Origin of the sequence: Rhizobium sp. BK181, from assembly GCF_014193305.1 — a bacterium.
In the GTDB taxonomy this organism is placed as follows: Bacteria; Pseudomonadota; Alphaproteobacteria; order Rhizobiales; family Rhizobiaceae; genus Rhizobium.
Genome location: NZ_JACHZA010000009.1, coordinates 152,783 through 167,587 on the forward strand (window position 1 = coordinate 152,783; position 14,805 = coordinate 167,587).

Sequence of the window (14,805 nt, forward strand, 5' to 3'; positions counted from 1 at the left end):
CAAGAGAAAATCGGAAGGGAGAGGGGGCTGTTATTTGCATTCGGCTCCTCCGTGACCAAGCCTCCCATGGGACGTACGCGGTCCTTATCGAGGAGTGAGCTTCTAACCGTGGACGAAGGTCATTTGTTCCAATAGGGACGGGACGTGCCCACATCTTTCGATCCGCTTGCGATGTGCGAACCGGCCTTTGGCGTCTGTAATGACCTTCGGCTGCATCGGCTTTCCTCCGTACTTCCAAGGCCAAATGATAGGCCGCCACTTTGTTCCTTCGATTTGACCCTCACGCGGCTATCCGTCCTCGAGAAGCGTGGCTATGGCTTTCAGATCATTGACGAAGCGCGCCCTGTCTTGCCGCCCCGCCGCTTGGTCGAGCACTCGCAAAAGCGCCGAGGGATGAATGGTCACGAACACCGACAGTCCGACGGGTGAACGAAAGACGGAGCCTCGGTCGCGGGTGACCTTAACTTGTGGCCCGAGCAGGGAGTACGCCGCCGTCGCTCCGAGCGCCACGACGAGCTTCGGCCGCACGAGGCGCAATTCGGCTGCGAGCCACCACGCGCACACCTGAACCTCTCCCCTGGTGGGCTTGGCATGGATACGACGTTTGCCGCGGGGTTCGAACTTGAAGTGCTTGACCGCGTTGGTGACATAGCAGGATGCGCGCTCGATACCGGCTTCCTCCAGACAGCGATCTAGCAGCTTTCCCGCAGGCCCGACGAACGGCTGTCCGGCAACATCCTCCTTGTCGCCCGGCTGCTCGCCAACGAAAACGACTTCGGCTCCTTTCGGACCTTCCCCGAACACCAGCTGCGCTGCGTGTTTATAGAGTTCGCATCGCGTGCAGATGGTCGCTTCTCTATGAATCTCATCGAGGCTCGCGCCGGGAGCGCCCGGCTGCGTCAATGCCGGGCCGACTAATTCTGCCATGCCTGTTTCTCCACCTCGGACGCTAAGCCAAGGGTTGCGCATTAGAGTGCAGAGCGCGCTTATATCTTTGTGGCGCCTAGAGGATTGGCTTGCCGCCGGTAACCGCGATTGTCGCCCCCGACACGTAACTTGAGAGCGGATCAGCGAGCATCACATAGGCCGTCGCCAGTTCTGCGGGTTGCCCCGGCCGCTGCATAGGAACCTGCTTGCCGAAGTTCTTCACACCGTCAGCCGGCATCGTCGACGACCGCGTCCTTCCCGCTTACGCCGGCGGCTTTAGTTGTTGTTGTCGGCGCATGTGTCTTCGGCATTCTGCGTGTTGCTGTTGCCCCCTTGCGTCTGAAGCGAGTTCTTGCCCTTGATAGACTTGCAGTTCTGCTTGTTGAAAGTCTGCGTGCTGCCGGTGGTGGTTTTATCGACTTTCTTCATCTTCATTCCGTTGGTCGTGCTGCTGGAGGCACCATGGTTCTTGTCCATGGTCGAGCCTGCCGGCGCCGGGTTGGACTGGGCGAATGCGGATCCAGCGAGCCCGATGGCGAGAAGTGATGTTCCGATGATCTTGAAGCGCATTGTCTCCTCCTTTGGAGCTTTGCTTGGTTGCACTTCCTTTGAAACTGCGGGCTTTCGTCATTGTTCCACGCCTGCCAGAGCCCGATGTCGTTGCAGAGAGGGGAAGCGTTGGACTGAGCGAGTGCCATATTCGGGTCCATCGGAAGCGGGCAATTCCCGCTGATGGCTCCTCAAAGGAACAGGAACGGTTGCGATCACCCGGAGGCGAAGACGGAGCGGCGGCAGCTTGCTAGCCAACCCATTGAGGTTGATCGACTGAGATCCGGACCGGATCCAGGACGCCATTTTCAAAAGCGGGGTTGGACTGCGTCCGAGTTGTGCTGACGGCCGCTCGATTCTGAGCGGCTGCATTGACCCGTGACCGCCGAGTGTGTGACTTGACGTCAAAAATCATCCAGTCAGAACCGCGCGCAATTTTTTTCCATCCGCCTGACCGGGACCATCAATGGCTTCTTGGGCACCGGAGGCGTCGGTCAGGCTCGCTTTCGGGAGATGGCGCGAAGTCGGCCATGCGAGAGAGAACGCAGTCCGGAGCGAGGATGCCAAGCATGCCATCGCCGCTCCGCAACGGGAAACGCCTTTGTCGTCACCTCCCACTAGCTGGTAGCGACAAGCTTACGGATGGCGTCGATCATCTGGCTTCCATCCGTCGGTTTGCCGAGGTTGACCGCATTGGCGAGAATGGGAAAGGGCGCAAGCTCCTGGGCGGGTGAGGCGGTCGCGATAACGAAGGGAACATTCAGTTTCGCAAGCTCGAGTGCGACCGGGGTGACGTTCTCCCGCCCGAGATGGACGTCGAGCACGGCCGCGTGCGGCCGCGCTGCTTCAAGCAAATCGAGGGCGTCCTGAACCGAAGAAGCAGGCCCAAGTACCTCGAACCCAGCATCCACCAGGACGCGTCGAAGGTCGTCCGCAATAAAGAATTCGTCCTCAACGACAAGGACGGCTGTCCGCCCTTGGGGTTTCTCTCGCTTGGGATCTCTCACGTGTCCTCACACCGGGATTTTGATCACCGCAGCTAAACCTTCAGTCTTGTAAAACAGTTCCGCCGATCCAGCGATATGTGCTCCGAGGCCTTCAATTAGCTCGGTTCCGTAACCTTTCCGCTTGGGGGCGGAAACCGACGGGCCGCCTTCCTCTTGCCATTGGCAGGCGAGCAGTTGCCGACCATTTGGTCCGGTCTCCATACACCAGCTCACACGAATGCGCCCCGCCGAGGCGGAAATGGCACCATGCTTAATAGCATTCGTGGCAAGCTCATGAAAAATCATGCTCACTGGAAGCACCTTTGCGCTCGGCATATCCACGGCCGGGCCGGAGCATTCCAGCCGTTCCGAAACGGTGGTGCCGACCGCCTGTGTCACAAGGAACTCGAAATCGGCCGTTTCAGCGCGCGCGGCGATGTCCTGCGCCTTGAACGTGACGTCCAGCCGACCGACAAGCGCTTCCTTGAAATTCGCTACCGCGGGATCGTCGGCACGCGTGTTAATAACCACCGACCGGACGACCGTCGCCATGTTTTTCATCCGATGGCGCATTTCCGCGACGATGAAATCCATTTCGGCATCATGACGGTGGCGCTCTGTCACGTCGTCGAAGATGATCAGGATGTTGGGACTATTGTCGTTCGGATGCAGGAGGCGGCGGGCGTCAATGAGAAAGGTGCGGGGCCCGATCGCGGGGAAATCGTGCGTCACCTCGAAACCAATGACGGCGGCCGCCCGCGGGATGACCACCGAGATGAGCTGGCGCAGCTCGGGAATATCCCACTGCCCATTGCCGAGGCCGAAGAAGCTCTGCCCGATGATGTCGTCCCGCTCGACCTTGAATGCCTTGATGAACGCATTGTTGGCCGTAGTGACACAGAAGTTCTCATCGATGACGACGACAGGCTGTGTCATCGTGTCGACAACGCCCTGAGCCTGGACGTGTCCCGTCTTCATCAGGCGGTATAGGTCTTCAAGCTGCATCTGCGTCATCCTCGGCAATTGCGGTCTATCCATTTGCGGATCACACGGCGAACTTATTGATTGGAATTGGTGACACGTGTGATCAGTTCCATCAGCGCGACTTCGTCGTATGGCTTCTGAAGCACAGGATGGCTGTAGCGGCCACCGACCTCAGCCTCGCCGAATCCAGTCGAGAAGATGAATTTCTTGCCGAGCTCAACGAGTTTGTCCGCGACGGGAAAGGTCATTTCCGACCCGAGCTTCAGATCGAGCACGGCGACATCGAAGTCAAGCGAGCCGACCATGTCCAGCGCCTCGTCGAGGCGTCCAGCAATACCGACGACCTCGTGGCCAAGTTCAGCGAGCATCGCTTCAAGCGTCACCGCTATCAGCATCTCATCTTCGATAATAAGGATACGCGCCACGGGTGTCTATCTCACGTCAGCACCCCGAGGATCGAGATGGCTTTCACCGCGGCTGGTGCCGCTTCAGGCGCACAATTGCAGATGTGTGGCGCCCTGTCCATGAAGGCCCAGAAATGTACGGCAGCAGACAATGACTCGCCGCCGCGCCGCCATGACCGACGCCCACTGCTTCGGGTTCGAACTAGCTCTCCATCCCAAATTGTTCTCCATCGGCCGCCGGGGAACTAACTACGGAAGGGTTCGTTCATTTGATCATCGACCCAGGGCGTCGACCGGATGGCGAGATCATGCAATCACTGGCAGTGAAGCGCCATATGTCGTAGCATCTCACGATCTACCGTTGCATTTAGTCACGATCGAGGGAGTTTTCGACATTGCTAACGCGCATTATGCCAAGCGCATAAGATGCTCGCTGGTGAACTCATCAATTGTCGAAATGTCGAGGAGCGCCATATTCCGATGAAGTTCCGCTTGGAAAATCTCTGCTGCTTTCATGACACCGGGCAGTCCGGCAACCGGGGCCGCGTAAAGGAAGGGGCGGCCGGCAAAAACGAAGTGCGCACCGAGAGCGAGCGCTTTCATGACATCGGTACCACGTCGAAATTCACCGTCGACCATTACTGCCCGCCAACACGTTCAACGATCGCTGGGAGTGCGGCCAGAGGATATGGCACCATCGAGCTGCCGTCCGCCGTGGTTCGAGACGATCACTCCGTCGGCGCCTACCGGCGGCGCAGGAACTTGGTGTGGTTCAATCGATGCCAATTACAGAAACCGAAATAAGCACCACCACCGCGTTTCGGTGGTTTTCGTGGGGAACGCCCAAAGTTGCCTCGCCTTGCATTGAGCGACGCAGCACCCTTGGTTTGTGCTGATGGCGCTGACGCATTACTGCGAGGAACAGGTCCACAAGCGGTAGCTTTTCTCTCCCGCCACCGTACTACTACCGGCGCATCGCCAAAAGATGTTCTTGTCTTCCGAGCGACAACAATTGAGGCTTCGGCCGGGCATTGCAGCTTTGTCTCAGTGTGTGCTGCCTGCTGGCGCTTTCTCCGTCGCCATGACGATCCCCGCGTAGTGGACGGGATTGTCATTGCGATCCCTGAAACAGCGACCAAATGCCGAAACATGAATGTATGAGCCATCTGCCTTGCGTGATCGATATTCTTGCACCGTCGGGTGTTCCGCAATGATGGCGTCGTTTATCTGCTTGGCCAATGTCGGTGCATCGTCCGGATGCACGCGATCAAGATAGGTCTGGACGGGCAGTCCACGTTCGGTTTCAACCGGGTCGAGACCGAAAAGCTCGGCCAGCGCGCTGTCGGCGTAGACAAGGTCGCTATTCAGATCCCAGGTGAACAACCCTGCATCCGGCATTCGCTCAGTCGAGATTTGTGTAAGAAACAGCCGCTCCGCGCGCCGTACCATGGTTCCTCCCATTCAAAAGCCTTCCACTAGAATGGACCCGCACCTAGTATCCATGCAAGCTGTCTTTTGAGAGGATCGCCTACGTCCAGAGGTTTAAGGAGGGATTGATCCTCTCACAATGCTTAACGCAGGCTACTAAAGCGCCCCTTGCCATGGAAGGCAGGTTTTGTCTGCCGACGCGGATCGCTCTGCGGCAACGACTAGCCCGAAGCTTTGCCCCGCCAAGAATCACGGTCTGACGGTGTTCGCTGGCAGGGTTCATAGTGAATGAGTAAACAAGTCATGTTCGGGAGCCTCAGATCGGCTGCCCGGCCATCTCCCGAACAGCGCACGAAGTCGAAATCACGCGGGGTAACTTTTCCTTTCTCGTCATTGTTCAATCCTCCTCAACGCGAATATCTCAGAGCCTCTTCAGTTGGCACCCGCCGCAAGAGACAGTCCGGCGGGATCATCGCCGACCCATGTACGATATCGTACGGGTGTTCCTGGTTGACCTCCGGTACTGCAGAGCTAGGATCAGAAAGAAGGCGACGCAGACCGCCGGAGGCATATTAAACCTATCTACGCCTTTAAAAAATGTACGGCGCGGCACCGCACGTGCGGCCCACGCTCCAAACTTGAAACTTTCGGTATCCTGAGCGGTTCTAGGGAAATCTAGCAAAGCAATCTGCCGCGCGTAGCCGGCACGTTCAACCGGAGTAACGAATGTCCCTCTCGAATGCCCAAGCCCTCAATCCAAATGAACTGAAGCTTGTCACCAAGGTGGTGTCGAAGTGGTGCCATAAATATCACGTGTCCCCGAATAGTGATCAGGGAAAAGCTGTCATGGCGGCAGCGATCGAACGTGTTCTGGCTGGCGAACACTCAGCAGTTATTTTAGGCGAAGCTATTCGGTCCCATATGGCGATTCGGCATTATCAGCAACCGTGGGAATGACCACGGTCGGTTGAGTTCCGCGCATCCAACGCGTACTGAGGCCTAGACGTCGATGTAACAGCCCCGCCGCTCATCGGTGGGCGTAAACGTCGCAGGCCGCTGAGGTGCACATCGCGGCCGGACGATGCGTCGACGTTGTGACCTAAACCCTAAGTAGGCTGCCATCGACTTTGTCGCGCATTAACCAAGAAAAGCCGGTAAAAAAATAAGGCATGTGACGGTGTGTTTGTCGGGATATGTATTGTCCGTGGCACAGGTCGTTCAGGATCGGCGCAGGGCCAGGCCGCCAAGAGGCCTCTTGTGCTACACCAGTCCACGCCGCGTTGCGACTGCTTCGGTGTTTCTGCTCCACCTGGCGCCCTCTTCCCCGCAACATCGTGGAAACCGCCGCCGACGCATAGCTTCGGACGCAGATCGGCTCCTGGAGCGACAGCAGGGTGCGTTCGACGTGGTCATTCGAACCTATGAGCCGGACTACACGCTGCGCCAACCGGAATGCCTCGACTCATCACGCGCCGCAAGCGCCAAGACGTCGACGAAGCCTTAGAACTCCTGAAGGACATTGATCGTCGTGGCTTCGTCTTGCGCACATTGCGCGAGGCACGTCGGCCGATCACGACGGCGGAATGTGCCTGTGCCTTCGCCCGTGAGACCGGACTTCAGGAAGATGACGCCAGGCTCGAGCAGACCGGAAGCCGGTTCTCACTCGACTAAATTAGCTCGCCAAGGCAAATCGCGTCCGACGCGCTGGGACGGTCATCGCCATTTTTGGGAGTCGCGGCGTAGCAGCCTCTTGTCGGCATCTACGCTTTTCAACCACCATGGCGTCAGCTCACGGGAGATGGTGACGATGACGCAGTGGATCAGCGGGGTGGAGGATATGTTGCCGAAAACCGTGGTAACCCTCGCGCTCGCCAGCACCATCAAACGGATGGCCGCAAGAGGCGTCTCCATGTCGTCGATAGCATCCCTGCTGTGCCTTGATGAGTCACAGATCGAGGAAGTGCTCGCGACGGCAGGCGGACGACACTGGACGTCGCGACTTCGACCGTCCTCCGAGACGAGGTCGGGCGGATGTCGTCCCTGCCAAGAGCCGCACAGGTTCCTTGATGACTTCCGGGACATCGCGAAGTGGATCATTCCCCAGAGCGGATGCCGACGTAGGCCCGTTGGATGCAGCTGAAGAAGCTCTCGACATGGTTCTGGTACTCCTTGCTGTGGTTGACGCGAAAGAGTTCCTGCAGGCCGGCCATGGATGCGCGATCCCTTTTCCCACGTGCTTCTTGACGAACTGAATTTTGTCGGCAACTTGATCCGGGGATGTTTCCCGCGATCCGCGTCGGTGGCAGCCTACACCCCCGCGCCAACTGTGGTCACTTGTGAACCAGCCGCGACCTGCTGCTGGCTCGCCAAGGCGCGATCTGGTCTATTTGTTGAGATCCTTCGCCATTTGCAGGTGGTGTTCTAATGCCGGGCGCGTTTTTGCTGCCCAGGCCTTGAGATCGGCGTTGTCCCCTTCATCACCGTACCGCTTGAACAGGTCTACGGCCATTTCATGGGCTTCCTCCTGATCGGCATGATATTGTTTCACAAAGTCATCACCATTCAGCTTCTGGAGCTTATCGAGCATGCTATGTTGTGATTTGCTCATGTCGGTGGGGAGCGTTGCCTTCACCTTGCCCCCGCTCACGAGTGCCTTGAGCTCCTCAGAGGTCCTTTGATGATCAGTGACCATCTGTTGAGCAAAGGTCTTCGTGGCATTGTCTGCGCGTTCCAGAGCAAGTTTGCTGGAGGCAATTTCGAACATATCGCTCGCGGCGGCCTCTGTGACGAAGTCCTCAGTCTTTGGGGCTACCCCGATCAGGGAGTTCACGCCGGTTTTTTCCGCCGCGGACTGGCCAAAGGCGGAAGATGCGAGCGCGATGGCGAATCCGCTGGCGATGAGAAGTGTTTCATGTCGTCCTCCTGGACAGTTGAGAAGAAATTCTCAAACTCAATCAGGATGGGAATGTTCCAGAACAGCCGATAGCGCAAGAATGATGCGAAACGCCTTTGTAACCAAGACAAAGACCTTCGCCCGACTAGACCCAGTCCTTTTTCAGGTCGGATCTGCCCCCATGACCAGGCCTTCGATATCATGCTTTTGAATGATCGGCTGCAAGTCATCCACGACACGGCAAACAAGATGGTCTCGGGCGATGGGGGGAAGTGTGTCGTACCACTCGCGCGTGACCATCATGTCATGAAGTTCCGCGTGGCCGGCACCGGGCGCATCGACACCGAGTACCATGACGGGACGAGCGATCGGAGACCCATGCTCCGTGCCTCGATGGACCGTTAGTGCGGATCTGCAGGAAATGTCACCGCGGTTGGGATACTTGCGGGTCGCGCGCTCCTGAAATCTTGCCCACTCGGATTTGTCCGGAAACATTTCATGTTTCCATTCTCTGCCGTCATCATACTGCGTACCGGGAGCTATTTCGAATGGCCCCATATCTTCCGTCACATCGACACCGGTGAGATTGAAGGCAAGTGAAGTAATTTTCCGATCGCGATACGTATCGATAGGCGACGGAAAATCACGATGCCAGGGCTGATACTTGGCGCCTTGGAAGGGGACGTCGAGCCCAATCTCGACGATTTGGTAGTCTTGACCGAGCACAGCGGTACACATGCCAACAAGCCAGGGATGCGTGACAAGGTCAACAAACCCTCGGAAGTTCTGGGGATGGATCTCGACATACCATCTTCTGGGGCCCCGACCGACCGCGCCGCCGGGTCTCTGGATTGCCTCCCAGAAAGCCGTCATCATGTCCTCGCGCATGTCGTCGGCCCAGTCGCGGCTGAACGCGCCTTTCAGCCCGGTAATTCCGTCGTTGCGCAGGTCGGCAATGTTGGATTCCAAGTCGAAATGGTCGTCACCTGCCATCGAAATTCCTCCTCCTTGTCCAAGTGGGAGAGTAAGATTACTAATAATTTCTATCAACCGTATATTATTAGGGCACGATGAAGCAACGCAAGGTAACGACCTTGCGACGAGTTACAATGGCAGATGTGCACGGGCAGCGACCTGTCCCCAGCCGACCGGATTGGGGCGACGAAGGCCCTCATTGACTAAGGTCACGAACGGATCGCAACCCTCACCGGCGAAAAGCTCGGGGATGTCACGACTGATCGCCTGCGAATCAGCGTCGTGGCGCTTCACGTCGCGGCGGAGTAATCCCAGCTGAAATGGCTGACGTTGCGATGAATCGTGACAAGCAATCTCTTAGATCATGATCTCACCGCCGGTCACCGGAACAACAGCGCCTGTCATGTAGCTTCCAAGATCGGAGGCAAGGAGAACATACGCGCCCGCCAATTCAGCTGGCTGGCCGGCGCGCTTTAAAAGCGTCTGCTCACCAAACTTCGAAGCCTTTTCGACGGGCATCGTCGAAGGAATGAGCGGTGTCCAGATGGGGCCCGGTGCGACCGCATTCACTCGAATGCCTTTCTCGGCGACCATCTCCGCGAGCGCTGCGGTGAAGTTCGAAATGGCGCCCTTCGTGGAGGCATAGGCGAGAAGCTGGGAAGAGGGTTGTCTGGATTGAATTGATGTCGTGTTTATGATGGCGCTCCCCTTCCTCATGTGTGGGATCGCGGCTTTCGACAAAAAGAAGGGAGCGTAGATATTGGTCCTGAACGTTTCGTCCCACTCCTCTTCCCTAATATCGGCAATGTCGGCGTATGTCCGCTGGAAAGCCGCGTTGTTGACCAGTATGTCGATCCGCCCTAATTCACCAACCGTACGGCTGACAAGCTCCTGGCAATGAGCCTCCGACTTGATGTCGCCTGCCATCAGGACGGCCTTGCGGCCCGCCTCTCTGACCCATCTTTCAGTGTCTCGAGCGTCATCATCTTCGCTCAGATAGGAGATCACCACGTCTGCTCCTTCGCGCGCAAATGCGATTGCCACAGCTTTCCCGATCCCGGAATCTGCGCCCGTGATGAGCGCAACCTTCCCTTCAAGCCTGCCAGTTCCTTTGTAGTCGTGCTCACCATGATCCGGACGCGGTTGCATGTCGGCTGTTCTGCCTGGCGGCTTCTGCTGTTGCTTGGGAAATGGTGGTAGCGGTCTACGGGCGTGAGTCATTGCGATATCCTCGTTGAATACTCTGGCGATTAACCGCCATAAAGGGGAACAGTTCCCTTCTCGTGTGCGGACCTCGCAACCTGGCGCGGGATAGCATCTCGCCTCTAACGTTGTCCGAGGCAGCGCCAACTGGCCCGCGCGTCCGGAACCTTCTTCGCCGGGAAAGGTTTTCAAAGTCTCAATTCGAACGGATCCGTCACCGATGTCCAGCGACAACATATTGACCGCTTCCATTGACGATTTTGCCAGCAGGCTTGCAGCCGAGCTGTACCAGACTATGGAGCTTCTCGAGGTAATGAGCGAGGCGCCAAAGCGCGGCGATGTCGACGAAATTCTTGCGAGGATAGCGTTGACCGAAACCGAGATAGAACGACGTCAGCCCGGACAACTCATGCGGCCATACCTGGATTGGAAGGTAAGTAAACTCGGCCCGTAAACGCCAGCGGCCCGACCTTCTTTTAGAGGGAACTGTCTGGCTGCTTGGTCGTTTGTCTCGCAGTCCCAACCCGATGGAGAAAAGAATGGATTGGAACCGCATAGAAGGAAACTGGAAGCAGGCCAAAGGCAAAGTCAAGGAGCAGTGGGGAAAGCTCACGGATGACGACCTCGACCAAATTGCTGGCAAGCGCGACCAACTCGAAGGAAAAATCCAGGAGCGCTACGGGCTGGAACGTGACCGCGCCCGGCAGGATATCGATGATTGGTATGGCAGGCAAACCTGGTGATAAATCAATCGACGGCCCGGACCCCAGTCCGGGCCGTCATGCATAGAGACGGCGCCCCCGTTGATATTCCATTACTGTCTCAATCCGTCTTGAGAAGGATCAGAACGTGATCGCCATCGACGTGTGTGACGACGTCGCCGTCCTCGGTGACAAACCGCGTGTCGCCGTAGTGCTCGAAGTCCGGCAGGAACTTCTGCGCCGAGCGCATTTGTTCGATGGCGATACGCAAATTTTCTGCCCGGATCCTATGGGGCAAGCGTTGGAAAATGGACACCGGCTGATCTCCTGAGGCAATCCAGAAATAATTAAGCATGCCCGCTCGGTTGCAATCCCTTCAATGTGAGTAAACAGGGCTAACCCGGAGAACCTTTGGGCGTAACCACCCGACGGTTCGCTCCCGTGTCACTCGAAATGCGTAGGTGTTGCATCGCTCATAAGAGCCCGAGCGCGCGGTTGCCTGACGATTGAGTCGTGAGGAGAGAGGCCCTGCCGGGCTGCATCGCTCTACCTTCGTGCATTGCTCGCTGCATCCCGGATGCATCCTTCCGGCGCCAGCTGCGTTATTGGGAGGATCGGCGGAGTGAAGCATCATGAGACAACCAATCCTCAGCAAATCGGGCAACTCGATAACGGCAAGCCTGTTTGCGTTGGCAGCCGGAGCTGTGTTGTTGAAAGCCTTCGCGGAACGCAAGGAACCGGAACCTCCAGGTACACCGCATGACGATCCGATCGATGTGCGGGGGCGCAAGGCTGAGGTTCCCGAAGACATCCCCAGAAAGGGATTGCGTGACGTATTCTGGCGGGTTGTCGGCAAGATCTCGAGCCATCGCATCACCCTCATCGCCGCAGGTGTGTCGTTTTATCTGCTACTCGCCATTTTCCCGGCGCTTGGCGCCGTCGTCTCACTTTACGGGCTCGCTGCCGATCCTATCACGATATCCGACCACCTGAGAGAGCTTTCGTGGGTACTTCCGCCTGGAGCTTTTGATCTCATAGCTGAGCAAATCAAGAGTATCGTACAGCGCGGAACAAGCACGCTGGGCATAGCATTCTTTGTGAGCTTGGCCATCGCATTGTGGAGCACCCATAACGGAACACTTGCGGTGTTTGACGCCATGAACGTGGCGTACGAAGAGAACGAAAAGCGCGGGTTCGTCAGGCTGAATCTCGTCGCCCTTTGCTTCACTTTGTGCGCCGTCGTTGCGGCGCTGCTCATGATTTTTCTGGTTGCCATCATGCCCCTTGCTTTATCCTTCATGTGGATTGATGCATTTAAGGAACAGATTGTCCTGTTGATGCGTTGGCCCGTACTCTTGCTTCTTGTCATCGCCGCATCGACAGCAATCTATAGGTTTGGTCCAAGCCGCGCGCCAGCCCGCGTGAGATGGATGACATGGGGAGCCGGCTTTACAGCGATCGGCTGGTTTGTCATGTCCGCTGCCTTTGCCTTCTATCTGAACCACTTTGCCAACTACAGTGCGACCTATGGCACGTTGGGAGCTTTGATAGGCTTTCTCATGTGGATGTGGTTGTCAGTCGTGATCCTGATTCTCGGCGCGGCATTAAACGCGGAGCTCGAGCACCAGACGGAAATTGACACCACGACGGGACGACCATTGCCTATGGGCGCGCGCGGAGCTTATGTCGCCGATACTGTCGGTGAAGTGCAAGATTGATCAGTTTGAGTTGCGTGGCTCGAAAACCAACAAACATTTCCGAACCAACATGTCACACGGGGGTAGTTCACCGAGCTGGCAAGTGGCCTTTATCTGGCGCGATGGGCTTTTTTTGCACCATCATCTGCTAGGCGTATCAAACCCGCAATCCAGCGATGGTCGAGAGGTTGACTCCGTGTGCCGCTCGGTCGAAAAGACTTGTGGCTATAGAGGGAGATAACTGATGGCTGACGACAATAATGGAAGTTCGACGAGCGAGGTTGTTAACGCAACCGCTCCTGCAGAAATGCCGGCTCCGAAAAAACAGCGCGGCCCGCGCAAGAAGATCACCACAGAAGCAGCCGGTTCAGCTGTTCCTGTTGCCAAGTCACCGAAGGGCACGCGCCAGAAGCGCAGCGAGCTGATCAGCGAAACAAAGCCAGCTTCCGTCGAGGCAGCCGCCCCGGCAAAGGGCCTGGTGCCGACCGGCGTCCGGGGCCCGCGGAAATACGGTGCGGCAAAACAGGCAAAGAAAACCGGCACGGTGGTCGCTACGGCAGTTGACGAAGTGGCCGATCTTCTTCAGCTCGAGGAAGAGAACAAGCGTCTGCGCAAGACACTCGCAGAAAAACTGCGGGCGGAAAATGCCGATCTTCGCAAGCGGCTCGGGATCGCTTGATCGCAAAACATAGTGAGAAACGCGTAACAGCGCCTCGCACTCTCATTAGAACAAAGTTGCCGGACTCGGTCAACGGGCCCGGCTCGCAACTGCGGCAACGTCGCCGTCGGTCTGCCCGAGATTGAAGCATTATGAAATCACCCTGGAAATATCTGACACAATTGACATCCCGAAAGCGGCCGGCCGATTACGAAGATAGGTCACTCGACGACAGTCCCGGACAAAGGGCGGAGGAAGGCGAGGCACTTCAGTCATCGGGGGAGGTCGAAGCCACACTGCCATCTGGAACGGCCGATGGAGACGAGCCGCTATCTGATCCGGAGATGGACGTCGGCACCCCGTTTGAAACCAAAGATGACTTGGACGTCGCGACATCACACCTGTCAGATGGGGCCGATGGGAATGATCGACTGGTGTCCAAAAGCCGCAATGACGACACTGTGGACAAGCCGACACCGGTGTCGGTGAGCGATGCAAAGAGCGAAATCGTCCATCCGTTGCGACCGACGCGAGCAGGGCGGCCAAAGAAAAACCACGCAAAGGTGGTTGCTAAGACCACGTCCTCATTAGATAAGGGGCAAACAGAATCGCCCATCCCGCCCGCTCCGACCGTCGTCGACCACGGTACGGAGCTGGATCGGGAGATCAAGCATTTGAGAAACGAATTGGCTGAACGGCTGCGTTTGCAGAATGCTCAGCTCAGGGCGATGCTTGAGCGATTCGAATGACCATATTGCAGAGTGGACAATTATGAAAACACAGTCGCGCACGTTTGTTGTAGAATTCAAATCATCGCGTCGCCGTCCGAAGGATCAGGCGAAATCGATTTGGGGAAACACCGATCTCAAGGCCATGGCACGTGAGACGGAAGCCGATGCTCCGCATCTGTTCGAGCCGGTAGTGCCGGCGTTGCAGACTGGACCAGAGCAAAAGCATGAACCAGTAGAAAGCCCAACACCAGTCGAAACTGTCGCCTTGGATCAGGACCACAAGACGCAACCCCTACCGTCCGATGCGCCGGTTGAAGCGGCGACACAATTTGAACCAGATGCAGCAGTGGCAGTGACAGTGCATCCGGAGGTGCCATCCACGACACCGCCGCGAAAGCAGCGCAAATTGCGCTCCCGTCCAGCACGCACAGCAAACGCCGGTGGCCGCAAGGCGCCAGTCGTTGCGGCGGCCGTTCAGCCCGACGATCTTGTCGCGCTTGAGGATGAAAACAAGAGGCTCAAAGCGCTGATGACAGTACATCTGCGCCAACAGAACACTGCGCTTCGGGATATGCTCCTGCGTTTCGCGGACAGGGCTGCCTAGATCGGCGACGTTGCGACCGGGGGATTTTCCCTCCTGGGCAGGCTGCCACAGTCGTCCAACCGCTC

The 14,805-nt window shown here is 57.3% G+C and carries 18 protein-coding genes and 2 pseudogenes; 7 read left to right on the top strand and 13 right to left on the bottom strand.

Annotation, left to right across the window (positions count from 1 at the left end; genetic code table 11):
• Positions 1-288: 288 nt before the first annotated feature.
• The 8 genes and pseudogenes from FHT77_RS20235 to FHT77_RS20270 form a co-directional block, all read right to left on the bottom strand.
• On the bottom strand, positions 289-927 hold the full coding sequence (locus tag FHT77_RS20235; RefSeq protein ID WP_183756694.1) for a UdgX family uracil-DNA binding protein: 639 nt from the start codon (positions 925-927) through the stop codon (positions 289-291).
• Positions 928-1,003: 76 nt separating this feature from the next.
• Positions 1,004-1,171 (bottom strand): annotated as a pseudogene (locus FHT77_RS20240) (SDR family oxidoreductase); the annotation flags it as partial.
• A gap of 32 nt (positions 1,172-1,203) precedes the next feature.
• Positions 1,204-1,497 (bottom strand): hypothetical protein, encoded by a 294-nt coding sequence (locus tag FHT77_RS20245; protein WP_183756695.1) that lies wholly within the window; start codon positions 1,495-1,497, stop codon positions 1,204-1,206.
• Positions 1,498-2,093: 596 nt separating this feature from the next.
• Positions 2,094-2,483 (bottom strand): response regulator, encoded by a 390-nt coding sequence (locus FHT77_RS20250; protein ID WP_183756696.1) that lies wholly within the window; start codon positions 2,481-2,483, stop codon positions 2,094-2,096.
• Positions 2,484-2,489: 6 nt separating this feature from the next.
• Complete coding sequence (locus FHT77_RS20255) at positions 2,490-3,467, bottom strand: PAS domain-containing protein (RefSeq protein WP_183756697.1); 978 nt, start codon at positions 3,465-3,467, stop codon at positions 2,490-2,492.
• 53 nt (positions 3,468-3,520) lie between these two features.
• Positions 3,521-3,871, bottom strand: a complete 351-nt coding sequence (locus FHT77_RS20260; RefSeq protein WP_210280976.1) for a response regulator — start codon at positions 3,869-3,871, stop codon at positions 3,521-3,523.
• A 387-nt stretch (positions 3,872-4,258) separates the two neighbouring features.
• A pseudogene (locus FHT77_RS20265) lies at positions 4,259-4,582 on the bottom strand (alpha-hydroxy-acid oxidizing protein).
• A 312-nt stretch (positions 4,583-4,894) separates the two neighbouring features.
• Complete coding sequence (locus tag FHT77_RS20270) at positions 4,895-5,299, bottom strand: PAS domain-containing protein (RefSeq protein WP_183756698.1); 405 nt, start codon at positions 5,297-5,299, stop codon at positions 4,895-4,897.
• A gap of 705 nt (positions 5,300-6,004) precedes the next feature.
• Between FHT77_RS20270 and FHT77_RS20275 the strand changes: the two genes are divergently transcribed.
• A complete protein-coding gene (locus FHT77_RS20275; protein WP_183756699.1) occupies positions 6,005-6,235 on the top strand; it encodes a hypothetical protein in 231 nt (76 codons plus the stop codon).
• A gap of 495 nt (positions 6,236-6,730) precedes the next feature.
• Positions 6,731-6,949 carry a hypothetical protein gene (locus FHT77_RS20280; RefSeq protein ID WP_183756700.1) on the top strand — a complete coding sequence of 73 codons (219 nt, stop codon included), beginning with the start codon at positions 6,731-6,733 and terminating at the stop codon, positions 6,947-6,949.
• A gap of 42 nt (positions 6,950-6,991) precedes the next feature.
• Here the strand turns inward: FHT77_RS20280 and FHT77_RS20285 are convergent, their stop codons facing one another.
• The 4 genes from FHT77_RS20285 to FHT77_RS20300 all read right to left on the bottom strand — a co-directional run bounded on the left by FHT77_RS20285 (position 6,992) and on the right by FHT77_RS20300 (position 10,367).
• On the bottom strand, positions 6,992-7,189 hold the full coding sequence (locus tag FHT77_RS20285; RefSeq protein WP_183756701.1) for a hypothetical protein: 198 nt from the start codon (positions 7,187-7,189) through the stop codon (positions 6,992-6,994).
• A 472-nt stretch (positions 7,190-7,661) separates the two neighbouring features.
• Positions 7,662-8,177 carry a DUF4142 domain-containing protein gene (locus FHT77_RS20290; protein ID WP_183756751.1) on the bottom strand — a complete coding sequence of 172 codons (516 nt, stop codon included), beginning with the start codon at positions 8,175-8,177 and terminating at the stop codon, positions 7,662-7,664.
• Positions 8,178-8,333: 156 nt separating this feature from the next.
• Entirely contained in the window at positions 8,334-9,164 is an 831-nt protein-coding gene (locus FHT77_RS20295; protein ID WP_183756702.1) for a phytanoyl-CoA dioxygenase family protein, read from the bottom strand.
• Between the two features lie 339 nt (positions 9,165-9,503).
• The gene (locus FHT77_RS20300; protein ID WP_183756752.1) at positions 9,504-10,367 is read right to left on the bottom strand and encodes an SDR family oxidoreductase; all 864 of its coding nucleotides are present in this window, start codon (positions 10,365-10,367) and stop codon (positions 9,504-9,506) included.
• Positions 10,368-10,888: 521 nt separating this feature from the next.
• Here FHT77_RS20300 and FHT77_RS20305 point away from each other — a divergent pair.
• Positions 10,889-11,092 (top strand): CsbD family protein, encoded by a 204-nt coding sequence (locus FHT77_RS20305; protein WP_183756703.1) that lies wholly within the window; start codon positions 10,889-10,891, stop codon positions 11,090-11,092.
• Between the two features lie 79 nt (positions 11,093-11,171).
• Here FHT77_RS20305 and FHT77_RS20310 read toward each other — a convergent pair whose 3' ends face one another.
• On the bottom strand, positions 11,172-11,366 hold the full coding sequence (locus FHT77_RS20310; RefSeq protein WP_183756704.1) for a hypothetical protein: 195 nt from the start codon (positions 11,364-11,366) through the stop codon (positions 11,172-11,174).
• 316 nt (positions 11,367-11,682) lie between these two features.
• Between FHT77_RS20310 and FHT77_RS20315 the strand changes: the two genes are divergently transcribed.
• The 4 genes from FHT77_RS20315 to FHT77_RS20330 all read left to right on the top strand — a co-directional run bounded on the left by FHT77_RS20315 (position 11,683) and on the right by FHT77_RS20330 (position 14,740).
• Positions 11,683-12,768 carry a YihY/virulence factor BrkB family protein gene (locus FHT77_RS20315; protein WP_183756705.1) on the top strand — a complete coding sequence of 362 codons (1,086 nt, stop codon included), beginning with the start codon at positions 11,683-11,685 and terminating at the stop codon, positions 12,766-12,768.
• A gap of 223 nt (positions 12,769-12,991) precedes the next feature.
• The gene (locus FHT77_RS20320; RefSeq protein WP_183756706.1) at positions 12,992-13,426 is read left to right on the top strand and encodes a SyrB-like regulator; all 435 of its coding nucleotides are present in this window, start codon (positions 12,992-12,994) and stop codon (positions 13,424-13,426) included.
• Between the two features lie 131 nt (positions 13,427-13,557).
• The gene (locus FHT77_RS20325; RefSeq protein ID WP_183756707.1) at positions 13,558-14,154 is read left to right on the top strand and encodes a hypothetical protein; all 597 of its coding nucleotides are present in this window, start codon (positions 13,558-13,560) and stop codon (positions 14,152-14,154) included.
• Positions 14,155-14,176: 22 nt separating this feature from the next.
• Entirely contained in the window at positions 14,177-14,740 is a 564-nt protein-coding gene (locus FHT77_RS20330) for a hypothetical protein (RefSeq protein WP_183756708.1), read from the top strand.
• Positions 14,741-14,805: the final 65 nt, after the last annotated feature.